The sequence below is a fragment of the Paracoccus liaowanqingii genome (assembly GCF_004683865.2).
GTDB classification, from domain to species: Bacteria; Pseudomonadota; Alphaproteobacteria; order Rhodobacterales; family Rhodobacteraceae; genus Paracoccus; species Paracoccus liaowanqingii.
Window position 1 is genome coordinate 584,570 of sequence record NZ_CP038439.1, and the last position, 15,922, is coordinate 600,491.

Annotated in this window: 9 protein-coding genes; all 9 read left to right on the top strand. The window is 65.2% G+C overall.

The window, feature by feature from the left end:
* Positions 1–5 precede the first annotated feature (5 nt).
* The 9 genes from rpoB to tuf all read left to right on the top strand — a co-directional run bounded on the left by rpoB (position 6) and on the right by tuf (position 15,724).
* Complete coding sequence (rpoB, locus tag E4191_RS02850; protein WP_135312067.1) at positions 6–4,151, top strand: DNA-directed RNA polymerase subunit beta; 4,146 nt, start codon at positions 6–8, stop codon at positions 4,149–4,151.
* Positions 4,152–4,203: 52 nt separating this feature from the next.
* Positions 4,204–8,460, top strand: a complete 4,257-nt coding sequence (rpoC, locus tag E4191_RS02855; RefSeq protein WP_135312068.1) for a DNA-directed RNA polymerase subunit beta' — start codon at positions 4,204–4,206, stop codon at positions 8,458–8,460.
* 109 nt (positions 8,461–8,569) lie between these two features.
* Positions 8,570–9,430 (top strand): glycosyltransferase, encoded by an 861-nt coding sequence (locus E4191_RS02860; RefSeq protein ID WP_135312069.1) that lies wholly within the window; start codon positions 8,570–8,572, stop codon positions 9,428–9,430.
* Positions 9,431–9,472: 42 nt separating this feature from the next.
* The gene (locus tag E4191_RS02865; protein WP_135312070.1) at positions 9,473–10,411 is read left to right on the top strand and encodes a DMT family transporter; all 939 of its coding nucleotides are present in this window, start codon (positions 9,473–9,475) and stop codon (positions 10,409–10,411) included.
* Entirely contained in the window at positions 10,411–11,262 is an 852-nt protein-coding gene (locus E4191_RS02870; protein WP_135312071.1) for a glycosyltransferase, read from the top strand. Before E4191_RS02865 ends, E4191_RS02870 begins: the two co-directional genes overlap by 1 nt.
* 229 nt (positions 11,263–11,491) lie before the next feature.
* Complete coding sequence (gene rpsL / locus E4191_RS02875; RefSeq protein WP_042252808.1) at positions 11,492–11,863, top strand: 30S ribosomal protein S12; 372 nt, start codon at positions 11,492–11,494, stop codon at positions 11,861–11,863.
* 12 nt (positions 11,864–11,875) lie between these two features.
* Entirely contained in the window at positions 11,876–12,346 is a 471-nt protein-coding gene (rpsG, locus tag E4191_RS02880; protein ID WP_135312072.1) for a 30S ribosomal protein S7, read from the top strand.
* 18 nt (positions 12,347–12,364) lie between these two features.
* Positions 12,365–14,488 carry an elongation factor G gene (gene fusA / locus E4191_RS02885; RefSeq protein ID WP_135312073.1) on the top strand — a complete coding sequence of 708 codons (2,124 nt, stop codon included), beginning with the start codon at positions 12,365–12,367 and terminating at the stop codon, positions 14,486–14,488.
* A gap of 60 nt (positions 14,489–14,548) precedes the next feature.
* Entirely contained in the window at positions 14,549–15,724 is a 1,176-nt protein-coding gene (gene tuf, locus E4191_RS02890; protein WP_135312074.1) for an elongation factor Tu, read from the top strand.
* The last annotated feature ends 198 nt before the right edge of the window (positions 15,725–15,922 follow it).

Genomic DNA, 15,922 nt, shown 5'->3' on the forward strand with positions numbered 1-15,922 from the left:
ACCCCATGGCGCAAGCTTATGTCGGCCAGAAGCGGATCCGCCGCTATTATGGCAACATCCGTGAAGTTCTGGAGATGCCGAACCTGATCGAGGTTCAGAAATCCTCCTATGACCTGTTCCTGAACTCGGGCGAGGGAAGCGGTCATAACGATGGCGACGGCATCCAGGGCGTGTTCCAGTCGGTGTTCCCGATCAAGGACTTCAACGAGACCGCGACGCTGGAATTCGTGAAGTACGAGCTGGAACGCCCGAAATACGACGTGGACGAGTGCCAGCAGCGCGACATGACCTATGCCGCGCCGCTGAAGGTCACCCTGCGCCTGATCGTCTTCGATCTGGACGAGAATACCGGGGCGAAATCCGTCAAGGACATCAAGGAACAGGACGTCTTCATGGGCGACATGCCCCTGATGACGACGAACGGCACGTTCATCGTGAACGGCACCGAGCGCGTGGTCGTGTCGCAGATGCACCGCAGCCCTGGCGTGTTCTTCGACCATGACCGCGGCAAGACCCATTCCTCGGGCAAGCTGCTGTTCGCCTGCCGCATCATTCCCTATCGCGGCTCGTGGCTGGACTTCGAATTCGACGCCAAGGACCTCGTGTTCGCGCGCATCGACCGCCGCCGCAAGCTGCCCGTGACGACCCTGCTCTATGCGCTTGGCATGGATCAGGAGGCGATCATGGACGCCTTCTACGAGACCGTCACCTACACCCTGCGCCGCGCGGGGCGCGAGCAGGGCTGGGTCACGCGCTTCTTCCCCGAGCGCGTTCGCGGCACCCGTCCGGCCTTCGACCTGGTGAACGCCGAGACCGGCGAAGTCATCACCAAGGCCGGCGAGAAGGTCACACCGCGTCTGGTCAAGAAGCTGCAGGAATCCGAAGAGCAGCTGAACCTGTACGTTCCGTTCGAGCGGATCGTGGGCCGCTTCGTGGCCAAGGACATCGTCAACGACGAGACCGGCTTCATCTATGCCGAGGCGGGCGACGAGATCACCGCCGATTACAACAAGGAGGGCGACCTGTCTGGCGGCCTTCTGAAGGTGCTGCTGGACAACGACATCACCGACGTGCCGGTGCTGGACATCGACCACGTCAACGTGGGGCCCTACATCCGCAACACCATGGCGGCGGACAAGAACCTCGGCCGCGAAGGCGCGCTGATGGACATCTACCGCGTCATGCGCCCGGGCGAGCCGCCCACCGTCGAGGCCGCGTCGAACCTGTTCAACTCGCTGTTCTTCGACAGCGAGCGCTATGACCTGTCCGCCGTGGGCCGGGTCAAGATGAACATGCGCCTGAACCTGGACGCGCCCGACACCCAACGCACGTTGCGCCACGAAGACATCGTGTCCTGCATCCGCGGGCTGGTGGAGCTGCGCGATGGCAAGGGCGAGATCGACGACATCGACCACCTGGGCAACCGTCGCGTGCGCTCCGTCGGCGAGCTGATGGAGAACCAGTACCGCGTCGGCCTGCTGCGCATGGAGCGTGCCATCCGCGAGCGCATGTCCGGCGTCGAGATCGACACCGTCATGCCGCAGGACCTGATCAACGCCAAGCCGGCGGCGGCGGCGGTGCGTGAATTCTTCGGCAGCTCGCAGCTGTCGCAGTTCATGGACCAGACCAACCCTCTGTCCGAAGTGACGCACAAGCGCCGCCTGTCGGCCCTGGGGCCGGGCGGTCTGACGCGCGAGCGTGCGGGCTTCGAGGTGCGCGACGTCCACCCGACCCATTACGGCCGGATGTGCCCGATCGAGACCCCCGAAGGCCAGAACATCGGCCTGATCAACAGCCTCGCAACCTTCGCGCGGGTGAACAAGTACGGCTTCATCGAGACCCCCTATCGCAAGGTGGTCGAGGGTCACGTGACCGACGACGTGGTCTACATGTCCGCGACCGAGGAGATGCGCCACACCGTGGCGCAGGCCAACGCGACGCTGGACGCGAACGGCAAGTTCGTCGACGAGCTGATCAGCACCCGCCAGTCGGGAGACTTCATGCTCAACCCGGTGGATGCGATCGACCTGATCGACGTGTCGCCCAAGCAGCTGGTCTCGGTCGCCGCCGCGCTGATCCCGTTCCTGGAAAACGACGACGCCAACCGCGCCCTCATGGGCTCGAACATGCAGCGTCAGGCGGTTCCGCTGCTGCGGGCCGAGGCGCCCTTCGTCGGCACCGGCATGGAAGCGACCGTGGCCCGGGACTCGGGTGCGGCCATCATGGCGCGCCGCGGCGGCATCATCGACCAAGTCGATGCGCAGCGGATCGTGGTGCGCGCGACCGAGGACATGGGCGCGGGCGACGCGGGCGTGGACATCTATCGTCTGCGCAAGTTCAAGCGCTCGAACCAGTCCTCGACCATCAACCAGCGTCCGCTGGTGAAGGTGGGCGAGAAGGTTGTGGCCAACCAGGTCATCGCGGACGGTCCCTCGACCGACCGGGGCGAGCTGGCCATCGGCCGCAACGTGGTCGTCGCGTTCATGCCGTGGAACGGCTACAACTACGAGGACTCGATCCTGATCAGCGAGCGGATCCACCGCGACGACGTGTTCACCTCGATCCATATCGACGAATACGAGGTCGCGGCCCGCGACACCAAGCTGGGCCCGGAGGAGATCACGCGCGACATCCCGAACGTGGGCGAAGAGGCGCTCCGCAATCTGGATGAGGCCGGCATCGTCTATATCGGTGCGGAATGCGCGCCGGGCGACATCCTGGTGGGCAAGATCACCCCCAAGGGCGAAAGCCCGATGACGCCGGAAGAGAAGCTGCTGCGCGCCATCTTCGGCGAAAAGGCCAGCGACGTGCGCGACACGTCCCTGCGTCTGCCGCCGGGCGCCTATGGCACGATCGTCGAGGTGCGGGTGTTCAACCGCCACGGCGTCGACAAGGACGAGCGCGCGCTGCAGATCGAGCGCGAGGAAGTCGAGCGCCTGTCGCGCGACCGCGACGACGAGCAGGCGATCCTGGACCGCAACATCTATGCGCGTCTGAAGACGCTGGTTCTGGGCAAGACGGCGCTCAAGGGGCCCAAGGGCATCCGCTCGGGCACCGAGATCACCGAGGACCTGCTGGGCACCATGTCCCGCGGCCAGTGGTGGCAGCTGGCGGTCAGCGAAGAGGACGTCGCCAAGGACGTCGAGGCGCTGAACGGTCAGTACGACACCCAGAAGAAGCTGCTGGACGCGCGCTTCGAGGACAAGGTCGAGAAGGTCCGTCAGGGCGACGACCTGCCGCCGGGCGTGATGAAGATGGTCAAGGTCTTCGTCGCCGTGAAGCGCAAGCTGCAGGCGGGCGACAAGATGGCCGGCCGTCACGGCAACAAGGGCGTCGTGTCCAAGGTCGTCCCGATGGAGGACATGCCGTTCCTGGCGGACGGCACCCCCGTCGACCTGGTTTTGAACCCCCTCGGCGTGCCGTCGCGCATGAACGTGGGCCAGATCCTGGAGACCCACATGGGTTGGGCCAGCCGGGCACTGGGCCTCAAGATCGACGAGGCGCTGGAGGATTATCGCCGCAATGGCGACATGACCCCGGTCCGCGAGGCGATGCGCATCGGCTATGGCGACGACCTGTATGCCGACACCTTCGACGGCATGGACGACGAGACGCTGCGCGAGCACGCCGACACGGTGCGCACGGGTGTGCCGATCGCCACGCCGGTCTTCGACGGTGCCAAGGAGGCCGACGTGAACGACGCGCTGACGCGTGCCGGGTTCGACACCTCCGGGCAGTCGGTGGTGTTCGATGGCCGCACGGGCGAGCAGTTCGCACGTCAGGTCACCGTGGGGATGAAGTACGTCCTCAAGCTGCACCACCTGGTCGATGACAAGATGCACGCCCGGTCCACCGGTCCGTACAGCCTGGTCACGCAGCAGCCCTTGGGCGGCAAGGCGCAGTTCGGTGGCCAGCGCCTCGGCGAGATGGAGGTCTGGGCCCTGGAGGCCTATGGCGCCGCCTACACGCTGCAGGAAATGCTGACCGTCAAGTCGGACGACGTCGCCGGACGCACCAAGGTCTACGAGTCCATCGTCAAGGGCGAGGACAACTTCGAGGCCGGTGTGCCGGAATCGTTCAACGTGCTGGTCAAGGAGGTCCGGGGTCTGGGCCTCAACATGGAACTCCTGGATGCGGAAGAGGAGGAGTGAGGGCGCAAGCCTTCACTTCGCCCCATCCCGTGCCCTTCATTAGGAATTGAAAATGAACCAGGAACTCGCCACCAATCACCTGAACCCGCTGGCCACGCCGCGGCAGTTCAGCGAGATCAAGATCTCGCTGGCTTCGCCCGAGGAGATCCTCGCCTGGTCCTTCGGCGAGGTGAAGAAGCCCGAGACGATCAACTACCGCACGTTCAAGCCGGAACGTGATGGCCTGTTCTGCGCGCGCATCTTCGGTCCGATCAAGGACTACGAATGCCTGTGCGGCAAGTACAAGCGCATGAAGTATCGCGGCCTCGTCTGCGAGAAATGCGGTGTGGAAGTGACCCTGCAGAAGGTCCGCCGCGAGCGGATGGGCCATATCGAGCTGGCCGCCCCGGTCGCCCATATCTGGTTCCTCAAGTCGCTGCCCTCGCGCATCGGCCTGATGCTGGACATGACGCTGCGCGATCTGGAACGGATCCTGTACTTCGAGAACTATGTCGTCATCGAGCCGGGCCTGACCGACCTGACCTATGGCCAGCTGCTGAGCGAAGAGGAATTCCTCGACGCGCAGGACAACTATGGCGCCGACGCCTTCCAGGCAGATATCGGCGCCGAGGCGATCCGCGCCATGCTGGCCAATATCGACCTGGCCGGCACCGCCGACCAGCTGCGCGAGGATCTGAAGGCCGCCACCGGCGAGCTGAAGCCCAAGAAGATCATCAAGCGCCTGAAGATCGTCGAGAGCTTCCTGGAATCGGGCAACCGCCCCGAATGGATGGTCCTGACCGTGATCCCGGTCATTCCGCCGGAACTGCGCCCGCTGGTCCCCTTGGACGGCGGCCGCTTCGCCACGTCCGACCTGAACGACCTCTATCGTCGCGTCATCAACCGCAACAACCGCCTCAAGCGGCTGATCGAGCTGCGCGCGCCCGACATCATTGTGCGCAACGAAAAGCGGATGCTGCAGGAATCGGTCGATGCGCTGTTCGACAACGGCCGTCGCGGCCGCGTCATCACGGGCAACAACCGTCGCCCGTTGAAGTCGCTGTCGGACATGCTGAAGGGCAAGCAGGGCCGCTTCCGCCAGAACCTTCTGGGCAAGCGCGTCGACTTCTCGGGTCGTTCGGTCATCGTGACCGGCCCGGAGCTGAAGCTGCACCAGTGCGGTCTGCCCAAGAAGATGGCGCTCGAGCTGTTCAAGCCGTTCATCTATTCGCGTCTTGAAGCCAAGGGTCTGTCCTCGACAGTCAAGCAGGCCAAGAAGCTGGTCGAAAAGGAACGCCCCGAGGTCTGGGACATCCTGGACGAGGTCATCCGTGAGCACCCGGTTCTGCTGAACCGTGCGCCCACGCTGCACCGTCTCGGCATCCAGGCGTTCGAGCCGATCCTGATCGAGGGCAAGGCGATCCAGCTGCACCCGCTGGTCTGCTCGGCCTTCAACGCCGACTTCGACGGCGACCAGATGGCCGTGCACGTCCCGCTGAGCCTCGAGGCCCAGCTGGAAGCGCGCGTCCTGATGATGTCGACGAACAACGTGCTGTCGCCCGCCAACGGCGCGCCGATCATCGTGCCGTCCCAGGACATGGTCCTGGGCATCTACTATGTCACGATGATGCGCGAAGGCATGAAGGGCGAGGGGATGATCTTCTCCAACGTGGACGAGGTCGAACACGCCCTTGCCGCCGGAGAGGTGCATCTGCACGCAAAGATCCAGGCCCGCATCAAGCAGATCGACGAGAACGGCAACGAGGTCCTCAAGCGCTACGAGACCACGCCGGGCCGCATCCGCGTGGGTGCGATCCTGCCGCTGAACGCCAAGGCGCCCTTCGAGCTGGTCAACCAGCTGCTTCGGAAGAAGGACGTTCAGGTCGTCATCGACACCGTCTACCGCTACTGCGGCCAGAAGGAATCGGTGATCTTCTGCGACCAGATCATGACCTTGGGCTTCCGCGAGGCGTTCAAGGCCGGCATCAGCTTCGGCAAGGACGACATGGTCGTTCCCGAAAGCAAGTGGCCGATCGTGGGCGAGGTCCAGGATCAGGTGAAGGAGTTCGAACAGCAGTATCTGGACGGCCTCATCACCCAGGGCGAGAAGTACAACAAGGTCGTAGACGCGTGGTCGAAGTGCAACGACCGCGTGACCGAGGCCATGATGGCCACGATCTCGTCCAAGAAGTTCGACGAGAACGGCGCCGAGAAGGAGCCGAACTCGGTCTACATGATGGCCCACTCGGGTGCCCGGGGCTCGGTCAACCAGATGAAGCAGCTCGGCGGCATGCGCGGCCTGATGGCCAAGCCCTCGGGCGAGATCATCGAGACGCCGATCATCTCGAACTTCAAGGAAGGTCTGACCGTCCTTGAGTACTTCAACTCGACCCACGGCGCCCGGAAGGGTCTGTCGGACACCGCGTTGAAGACGGCGAACTCGGGCTATCTGACGCGGCGTCTGGTGGACGTGGCGCAGGACTGCATCATCCGCGAGCATGATTGCGGCACCGAACGCGCGATCACGGCCTCTGCCGCCGTGAACGACGGCGAAGTCATCTCGCCGCTGTCCGAGCGGGTTCTGGGCCGGACCGTGGCCGAGGACGTGCTGGTGCCGGGCGAGGACGAGATCATCATCCGTGCCAACGAGGTGATCGACGAACGCAAGGCCGACGCCATCGAGGCGGCCGGCGTGCAGCAGGTGCGGATCCGCTCGGCCCTGACCTGCGAATCCGAGGACGGGATCTGCGCGCTGTGCTATGGCCGCGATCTGGCGCGCGGCACGCTGGTTAACATCGGCGAGGCGGTGGGCATCATCGCCGCGCAGTCGATCGGCGAACCCGGCACGCAGCTGACGATGCGGACCTTCCACATCGGCGGGATCGCGCAGGGCGGCCAGCAGTCGTTCCAGGCGGCATCGCACGAGGGGATCGTGCAGTTCCGCAACGAGAACCTGCTGGGCAACACCGCGGGCGACAACGTGGTCATGTCGCGCAACATGCAGCTGCTGGTCGTCGACGAGCACGGGCAGGAACGCGCCAGCCACAAGCTGTTCTACGGCTCCAAGCTGTTCGTGAAGAACGGCGACAAGGTCATCCGTGGCGCCAAGCTGTTCGAATGGGATCCCTATACCCTGCCGATCATCGCGGAAAAGGGCGGCACGGCCAAGTTCGTCGACCTTCTGTCGGGGATCTCGGTCCGCGACGAGACGGACGACGCGACCGGCATGACGCAGAAGATCGTGACCGACTGGCGTTCGGCGCCGAAAGGCAACGAACTGAAGCCCGAGATCATCATCATGGACGCCAGCGGCGAGCCGGTGCGCAACGACCAGGGCAACCCGGTCAGCTATCCGATGTCGGTGGATGCCATCCTGTCGATCGAGGAAGGCCAGGAGATCCAGCCGGGCGACGTGGTGGCACGTATCCCGCGCGAGGGCGCCCGGACCAAGGACATCACCGGGGGTCTTCCCCGCGTGGCGGAACTGTTCGAGGCCCGTCGCCCCAAGGATCACGCGATCATCGCGGAAATCGACGGCTATGTGCGGTTCGGCAAGGACTACAAGAACAAGCGCCGCATCAGCATCGAGGCCGCCGAAGAGGGCGCTCCGCCGGTCGAGTACATGGTGCCGAAAGGCAAGCACATCCCGGTGCAGGAAGGCGACTTCGTGCAGAAGGGCGACTACATCATGGACGGCAACCCGGCGCCGCATGACATCCTGCGCATCATGGGGATCGAGGCCTTGGCCGACTATCTCATCGACGAGGTGCAGGACGTCTATCGACTGCAGGGCGTGAAGATCAACGACAAGCACATCGAGGTGATCGTCCGCCAGATGCTGCAGAAGATCGAGATCCTCGACAGCGGCGAGACCACGCTGCTGAAGGGCGAGCACGTCGAGCGCGACGAGTTCGACGAGGAGAACGCCAAGATCGAGGCACGCGGCGGACGTCCCGCCACGGGCGAGCCGGTCCTGCTGGGCATCACCAAGGCGTCGCTGCAGACCCGCAGCTTCATCTCGGCGGCGTCCTTCCAGGAGACGACCCGGGTGCTGACCGAGGCGGCCGTGCAGGGCAAGCGCGACAAGCTTGTGGGCCTCAAGGAGAACGTCATCGTGGGCCGCCTGATCCCGGCGGGCACCGGTGGCGCGACCTCCAGGGTCCGTCGCATCGCCACCGAGCGCGACGCCGAGGTGATCGAGGCGCGCCGCGCCGAGGCCGAGGCGGCTGCCGCCCTGGCAGCCCCCGAGCCCACCATGGGCACGACGGCGCCCGAGACGATGACCGAGAGCGCCACCGCCGATCTGCCCGAGACCAACGGCGAGGAGTGATCCTTGCCCCCTGACCACCGCGAAGGCCCGGCACCCAGTGCCGGGCCTTCGTCTTTCGGGTTGACCGCCCTTGCCCGGCGCACATACTGCGCCAGTCGTTCAAGGAACCATGATGCGCATCCAAGTCCTGGGCCTGTGTCGATTTTCGCTGCTGGTGCAGGGCGATTTCCAGACCACCGGCGAGGATCTGGACGACAACCGCGCCATCCTCTACGACCCCGCCCGGCTGGAACGCCGGATGCGCTGGTTCGAGACGCTCTGCGTGCCGCCGCTGATGGCGCAGACGGACCCCGACTTCACCCTGATCGTCGCCACCGGCGAGGACCTGCCCGAGCCCTGGGCCGGGCGCTTGCAGGCCGTGGCCGAGGTCGTCCCGCAGATCCGCATCGAATGCCTGCCCCCCGGCCGCCACGCGCCCCTGTGCCGCGAGGCCTTGGCCCGACATGTCGATTCGACAGCCGACGTGGTGGCGCAGTTCCGCATGGATGACGACGATGCGGTGGCCATCGACTATGTTGCCCATATCCGGGCCGATCACCGGCTGGCCGCCCGGATGACCCATAAGCACCATCCCGTCGTGGTGAACTATACCAGCGGGATCGTGGCGCGGCTGGAGGATGGCGACCTTACGCTGCATGCCGAGATGGCGCAGAACTGGGGCCTGGCGCAGACCTTCTATTTCCCGGGCGGCGAGGTGCGGTCGCTGATGAACTATCGCCACGACAAGGTCTGGGCCAAGGTGCCGACGCTCACGCTGCCCGGCCCGGTCATGTGGATCCGCGGCCATCACGACGTGAACGACAGCCGCGGCCACCTGATCGGCAAGAACCGCGTCGCCGCCGACCCCGACGAACTGCCCCGCCTGCTGGAACGCCGCTTCAACCTGGATCTGGAAGATCTGCGCGCCGCCCTGACCCTGCCGCTGCACCAGCCTCTGCCGGGCGACGGCCCCGCCATCCCGCCCGCCTGATACCCTCGCCCGACCCCCTCAAGCCCCCCGGACCCTTTTCCCATGGTAGCGCCCCTGATCTCTCCCCTGCGCCGGACCCGGCCCGCCTCGCTCCGGCCCGAACCGCTGCAGCCGGGTGACAACCTGCGCGGGGCGGGGCTGATGACCCTGTCGATGATGGGCTTCGGCTGCAACGATGCCATCGTCAAGTTCGTGACGCAGGAGATGCCGCTTTATCAGGCGATCACCCTGCGCGGCAGCTTCGTGATGCTGGCGCTGGTGCTGCTGGCGCAACGCAGCGGCGGGCTGCGCCTGCGCATCGCGCCCGATGCGCGCTGGCCCATGGTTTTGCGCCTGATCGGCGAGGTCGGATCGACCCTGCTGTTCCTCAACGCCCTGCAGCGGATGGCCATCGGCGATCTGACGGCGGTGATGCAGTCGCTGCCGCTGGTGGTGATGCTGGGCGCGGCGCTGTTCTTCGGCGAAAGCCTGGGCTGGCGGCGGATCGTCGCGGTGATGGTGGGGATGGTGGGCGTGCTGGTGATCCTGCGCCCTGGCAGCGGCACCTTCGGCATCTGGTCGCTGGCGGCCCTAGGGGCGATGGCGATGGTGGCGCTGCGCGATCTGTCCACGCGCCGCTTTTCGCGCGACATCACCTCGGCGACCATCGCCTTCTATGCCGCCGTGATGGTCATGCTGACAGGCCTCGTCCTGAGCCTGGGGCAGGGCTGGATCCTGCCCACGGTGTCGCAGATCCTGCTTTTGGTGCTGAGCAGCCTGTTTTTGACCGTGGGCTATATCTCGGCCGTGTCCGCCATGCGGATCGGAGAGATCTCGGCTGTGGCGCCCTTCCGCTATACCTCGCTTCTCTGGGCGATCGTGCTGGGGATGCTGATCTTCGGCGACTGGCCGGACCTGTGGACCTGGGTGGGGTCCGGGCTGGTCGTGGGCGCGGGGATCTACACGATCTGGCGCGAGGCGCAGCTGGGGCGGCGCCGGTGATGCGGGTGCAGATGCTGGGCCTGTGCCGGTTTTCCTATCTGGGCCTGCGGGGCTATCAGGTCGAACATGACAGCATCGCGGCGCGGCGGGCCTATCTGTACGATCCCGACCGGCTGGAGCGGCGCTGGCTGTGGTTCACGACCGTCGCCCTGCCGGGCTGGCTGGCGCAGACCGATCCCGACTTCACGCTGGTGATCATGACCGGGCCGGATCTGCCGGAACCGTGGCTGGGCCGCCTGCACGAGCTGTGCGGCCGGGTGCCGCAGCTGCAGCTGTCGCTGGTCGAGCCGATGGATTTCCACCTGCAGGCCTGCCGTGCCGCCGTGGCGCCCCATCTCGATCCGCAGGCCGAGGCGATCGGCCATTTCCGGCATGACGACGACGATGCCGTGGCGCTGGATTACGTGGAGGCGACGCGGCGCGATTTCGCCAGCGTGCAGCCGCTGTTCCGGGCCGAGGGACGGCTGTCGCTGGATTACGGGCGCGGGCTGATGATCGAGGCGCGCGACGGCCAGCTGAAGATCACCCCGCGCATCTGCCACAACATGGGCGTGGCGCTGACCGTCTTCCTGACGCCCGATATCCCCGACACCGCCTTGCACTACAACCACACGCAGCTGGCGCGCTGGATGCCCGGCGTGCAGATCTCGCGCCCGCTGATGTTCATCCGCTCGATCCACGGCGACAGCGACTCGGGCGACATGGGACCGGGCCTGCCGTGGGAGCCGCAGGAGGGCGCGATGAACCGCCTGCTGCGGCAGCGCTTCGGCCTGCGCCGCGGCGTGCTGGCCGATCTGGCACGGCAGCTGCACGAGGGATCCGCGGGGGGCGGGGCAGGGGGCGCCGGTTGACAGCACCCCGAAATCCCCCTATAGCCACGCGACCCGGCGGGAAACCGCAACGGGTACCAGAACCTGTGAGGTCACGATCCGGGCCGAAACGCCCCGATCCTCTGGAATGATGCCCGCCAGCCCTGTAGGGGCCGGTCGGGCTTGGTGTTTTGCGATTCGCGCAAGGCACCGTCGAGAAGCGGCGCAACCGATCGGTTGCGAGTATTGACAGAGCAAGACGGGGAACCGAATGCCGACGATCCAACAGCTGATCCGCAAGCCGCGGCAGCCGAGAGTGCAGCGGTCTAAATCCATGCACCTTCAGGGCTGCCCGCAGAAACGCGGTGTCTGCACGCGCGTCTACACCACGACGCCGAAGAAACCGAACTCCGCCATGCGGAAGGTCGCCAAGGTGCGCCTGACGAATGGCTTCGAGGTCATCTCCTATATTCCGGGCGAAAAGCACAACCTGCAGGAACACAGCGTCGTGCTGATCCGCGGCGGCCGCGTGAAAGACCTTCCGGGTGTCCGTTACCACATCCTGCGTGGTGTGCTGGATACCCAGGGCGTCAAGGATCGTCGCCAGCGTCGTTCGAAATACGGCGCCAAGCGTCCGAAATAAGGAGAGGCATCCATGTCCCGTCGTCACGCCGCTGAAAAGCGCGAAGTCCTGCCCGACGCCAAATATGGCGATCGCGTGCTGACCAAATTCATGAACAACCTGATGGTTGACGGCAAGAAGTCGATCGCCGAGCGGATCGTCTACAACGCGCTGGAGCGCGTCGAGACCCGTCTCAAGCGCGAGCCGATCGAAGTCTTCCACGAGGCGCTGGAAAACGTGAAGCCGTCCGTCGAGGTGCGTTCGCGCCGCGTCGGTGGTGCCACCTACCAGGTCCCCGTCGAAGTCCGCCCGATCCGTCGCGAGGCGCTGGCCATCCGCTGGCTGATCACGGCCGCCGCCAAGCGCAACGAGAACACGATGGAAGAGCGCCTTGCGGGCGAGCTGTCCGATGCCGTCAACGGCCGCGGAACCGCCGTCAAGAAGCGCGAAGACACGCACAAGATGGCTGACGCCAACAAGGCGTTCAGCCACTACCGCTGGTAAGGCGAAAGGATCCAATTCATGGCACGCGAATATCAGCTTCCGCGTTATCGCAACTTCGGCATCATGGCCCACATCGATGCCGGCAAGACGACGACGACCGAACGCATCCTGTACTACACCGGCAAGTCGCACAAAATCGGCGAAGTGCATGACGGCGCCGCGACCATGGACTGGATGGAGCAAGAGCAGGAGCGCGGCATCACGATCACGTCTGCCGCGACCACCACGTTCTGGCAGCGTCAGGAAGACCCCACCACCGAGGGGACTTCGGACACGAAATACCGCTTCAACATCATCGACACCCCCGGCCACGTGGACTTCACCATCGAAGTCGAGCGTTCGCTGGCGGTGCTGGACGGCGCGATCTGCCTGCTGGACGCCAATGCCGGCGTCGAGCCGCAGACCGAGACCGTCTGGCGTCAGGCCGACCGCTACAAGGTTCCGCGGATCGTGTTCGTCAACAAGATGGACAAGATCGGCGCGGACTTCTTCAACTGCGTGAAGATGATCAAGGACCGCACCGGCGGAACCCCGTGCCCGATTGCCCTGCCGATCGGTGCCGAGGACAAGCTGGAAGGCATCATCGACCTGATCAAGATGGAGGAATGGGTGTGGGAAGGTGAAGACCTTGGCGCATCCTGGTTCCGCCGTCCGATCCGCGACGAGCTGAAGGATCTGGCCGACGAGTGGCGCAAGAACCTGCTGGAACTGGTCGTCGAGCAGGACGATGCGGCGATGGAGGCCTATCTGGACGGCACCGAGCCCGACGACGCGACGCTGCGCATGCTGATCCGCAAGGGCACGCTGTCGCTGTCGTTCTTCCCGGTCACCGCCGGGTCGGCGTTCAAGAACAAGGGCGTGCAGCCCCTGCTGAACGCGGTCATCGACTTCCTGCCGAACCCGCTGGACGTGCCCGCCTACATGGGCTTCACGCCGGGCGACGAGACCGAGACGCGCGACATCGAACGCCGTGCGGACGATTCCATGCCCTTCTCGGGCCTGGCGTTCAAGATCATGAACGACCCCTTCGTCGGCTCGCTGACCTTCACGCGCATCTATTCGGGCACGATGAAGAAGGGCGACCAGCTGCTGAACGCGACCAAGGGCAAGCGCGAGCGCGTCGGCCGGATGATGATGATGCACTCGATCAACCGCGAGGAAATCGAGGAAGCCTTTGCCGGCGACATCATCGCGCTGGCCGGTCTGAAGGACACGACCACGGGCGACACCCTGTGCGACCCGGCCAAGCCGGTGGTTCTGGAGACCATGACCTTCCCCGAGCCGGTGATCGAGATCGCCGTCGAGCCGAAGTCCAAGGCCGATCAGGAGAAGATGGGCCTGGCCCTTCAGCGCCTGTCGGCCGAAGACCCGTCCTTCCGTGTGGAAACCGATCTTGAATCGGGCCAGACGATCATGAAGGGCATGGGCGAACTTCACCTCGACATCCTGGTCGACCGCATGAAGCGCGAGTTCAAGGTCGAGGCGAATATCGGTGCGCCCCAGGTGGCCTATCGCGAGACGATCAGCCAGCAGGCCGACATCGACTACACGCACAAGAAGCAGACCGGTGGTACGGGCCAGTTCGCCCGCATCAAGCTGACGATCACGCCGACCGAGCCGGGCGAGGGCTACTCGTTCGAATCCAAGATCGTGGGCGGCGCGGTGCCCAAGGAATACATCCCGGGTGTCGAAAAGGGCATCAAGTCGGTGATGGATTCGGGCCCGCTGGCCGGCTTCCCGGTGATCGACTTCAAGGTCGCGCTGACGGACGGCGCCTTCCACGACGTCGACTCGTCGGTCCTGGCCTTCGAGATCGCGGCCCGCGCCGCGATGCGCGAGGGTTTGCGCAAGGCCGGTGCTAAACTGCTGGAACCGATCATGAAGGTCGAAGTCGTCACGCCGGAGGAATATACCGGTTCGATCATCGGCGACCTGACCAGCCGTCGTGGCATGGTCCGGGGGCAGGACAGCCGCGGCAACGCGAACGTCATCGACTGCTTCGTGCCGCTGGCCAACATGTTCGGCTACATCAACAACCTGCGCTCCATGTCGTCGGGTCGTGCGGTGTTCTCGATGCAGTTCGACCACTACGAGGCCGTGCCGCAGAACATCTCGGACGAGATCCAGAAGAAATACGCCTGATCCTGCGGCGGGGCACCAGCCCCGCCACACACCACGCATCGAAGAACAAGGAGCCATCCCATGGGCAAGGCAAAGTTTGAACGGAACAAACCGCACGTCAACATCGGCACGATCGGCCATGTCGACCACGGCAAGACGACGCTGACGGCGGCGATCACCAAGTATTTCGGCGAATTCCGCGCCTATGACCAGATCGACGGCGCGCCCGAAGAGAAGGCCCGCGGGATCACGATCTCGACCGCCCACGTGGAATACGAATCCGAGGCGCGCCACTATGCGCATGTGGATTGCCCGGGCCACGCCGACTACGTCAAGAACATGATCACCGGTGCCGCCCAGATGGACGGCGCGATCCTGGTCGTGAACGCCGCCGACGGCCCGATGCCGCAGACGCGCGAGCACATCCTCTTGGGCCGCCAGGTCGGCATCCCCTTCATGGTCGTCTACCTCAACAAGGTCGACCAGGTGGATGACGAGGAGCTGCTGGAGCTGGTCGAGATGGAAGTCCGCGAGCTGCTGACCTCCTACGACTATCCGGGCGACGACATCCCGATCATCAAGGGCTCGGCCCTGGCCGCCATGGAAGGCCGCGACCCCGAGATCGGCGAGAACTCGATCCGCGCCCTGATCGCGGCCGTGGACGAGTATATCCCGACCCCCGAGCGTGCGATCGACCAGCCGTTCCTGCTGCCGATCGAGGACGTGTTCTCGATCTCGGGCCGCGGCACGGTCGTCACCGGCCGGATCGAGCGCGGCGCCGTGAACGTCGGCGACGAACTGGAGATCGTGGGCATCCGCGACACCCGCAAGACCACCTGCACGGGCGTCGAGATGTTCCGCAAGCTGCTGGACCGCGGTGAGGCCGGCGACAACGTGGGCGTGCTGCTGCGCGGCATCGACCGCGAGGGCGTCGAGCGCGGCCAGGTGCTGTGCAAGCCCAAGTCGGTGAACCCCCACACCGTCTTCGAGGCCGAGGCCTACATCCTGACCAAGGAAGAGGGTGGCCGTCACACGCCGTTCTTCGCCAACTACCGCCCGCAGTTCTACTTCCGCACGACGGACGTGACCGGCACCGTCAAGCTGCCCGAGGGCACCGAGATGGTCATGCCCGGCGACAACCTGAAGTTCGAGGTCGAGCTGATCGCCCCGATCGCCATGGAAGAGAAGCTGCGCTTCGCCATCCGCGAGGGCGGCCGCACCGTCGGCGCCGGCGTGGTCTCCAAGATCATCAAGTGATCCCCGCCCGAAAGGGCAGGGCCACATGAACCCAAGACAGGAGGGGCCGTCCGAAAGGGCGGCCCCTTCGGCGTGCGGCGGGCTAAACTGATATGGCGGAGGACGCGGCAGTCGTCACGGGTGCACTGTGAGGGGACATATCTCGTCCACGCATGAAAACGCCCGGCAGGATCAACCTGCCGGGCGTTTCAATGTGAC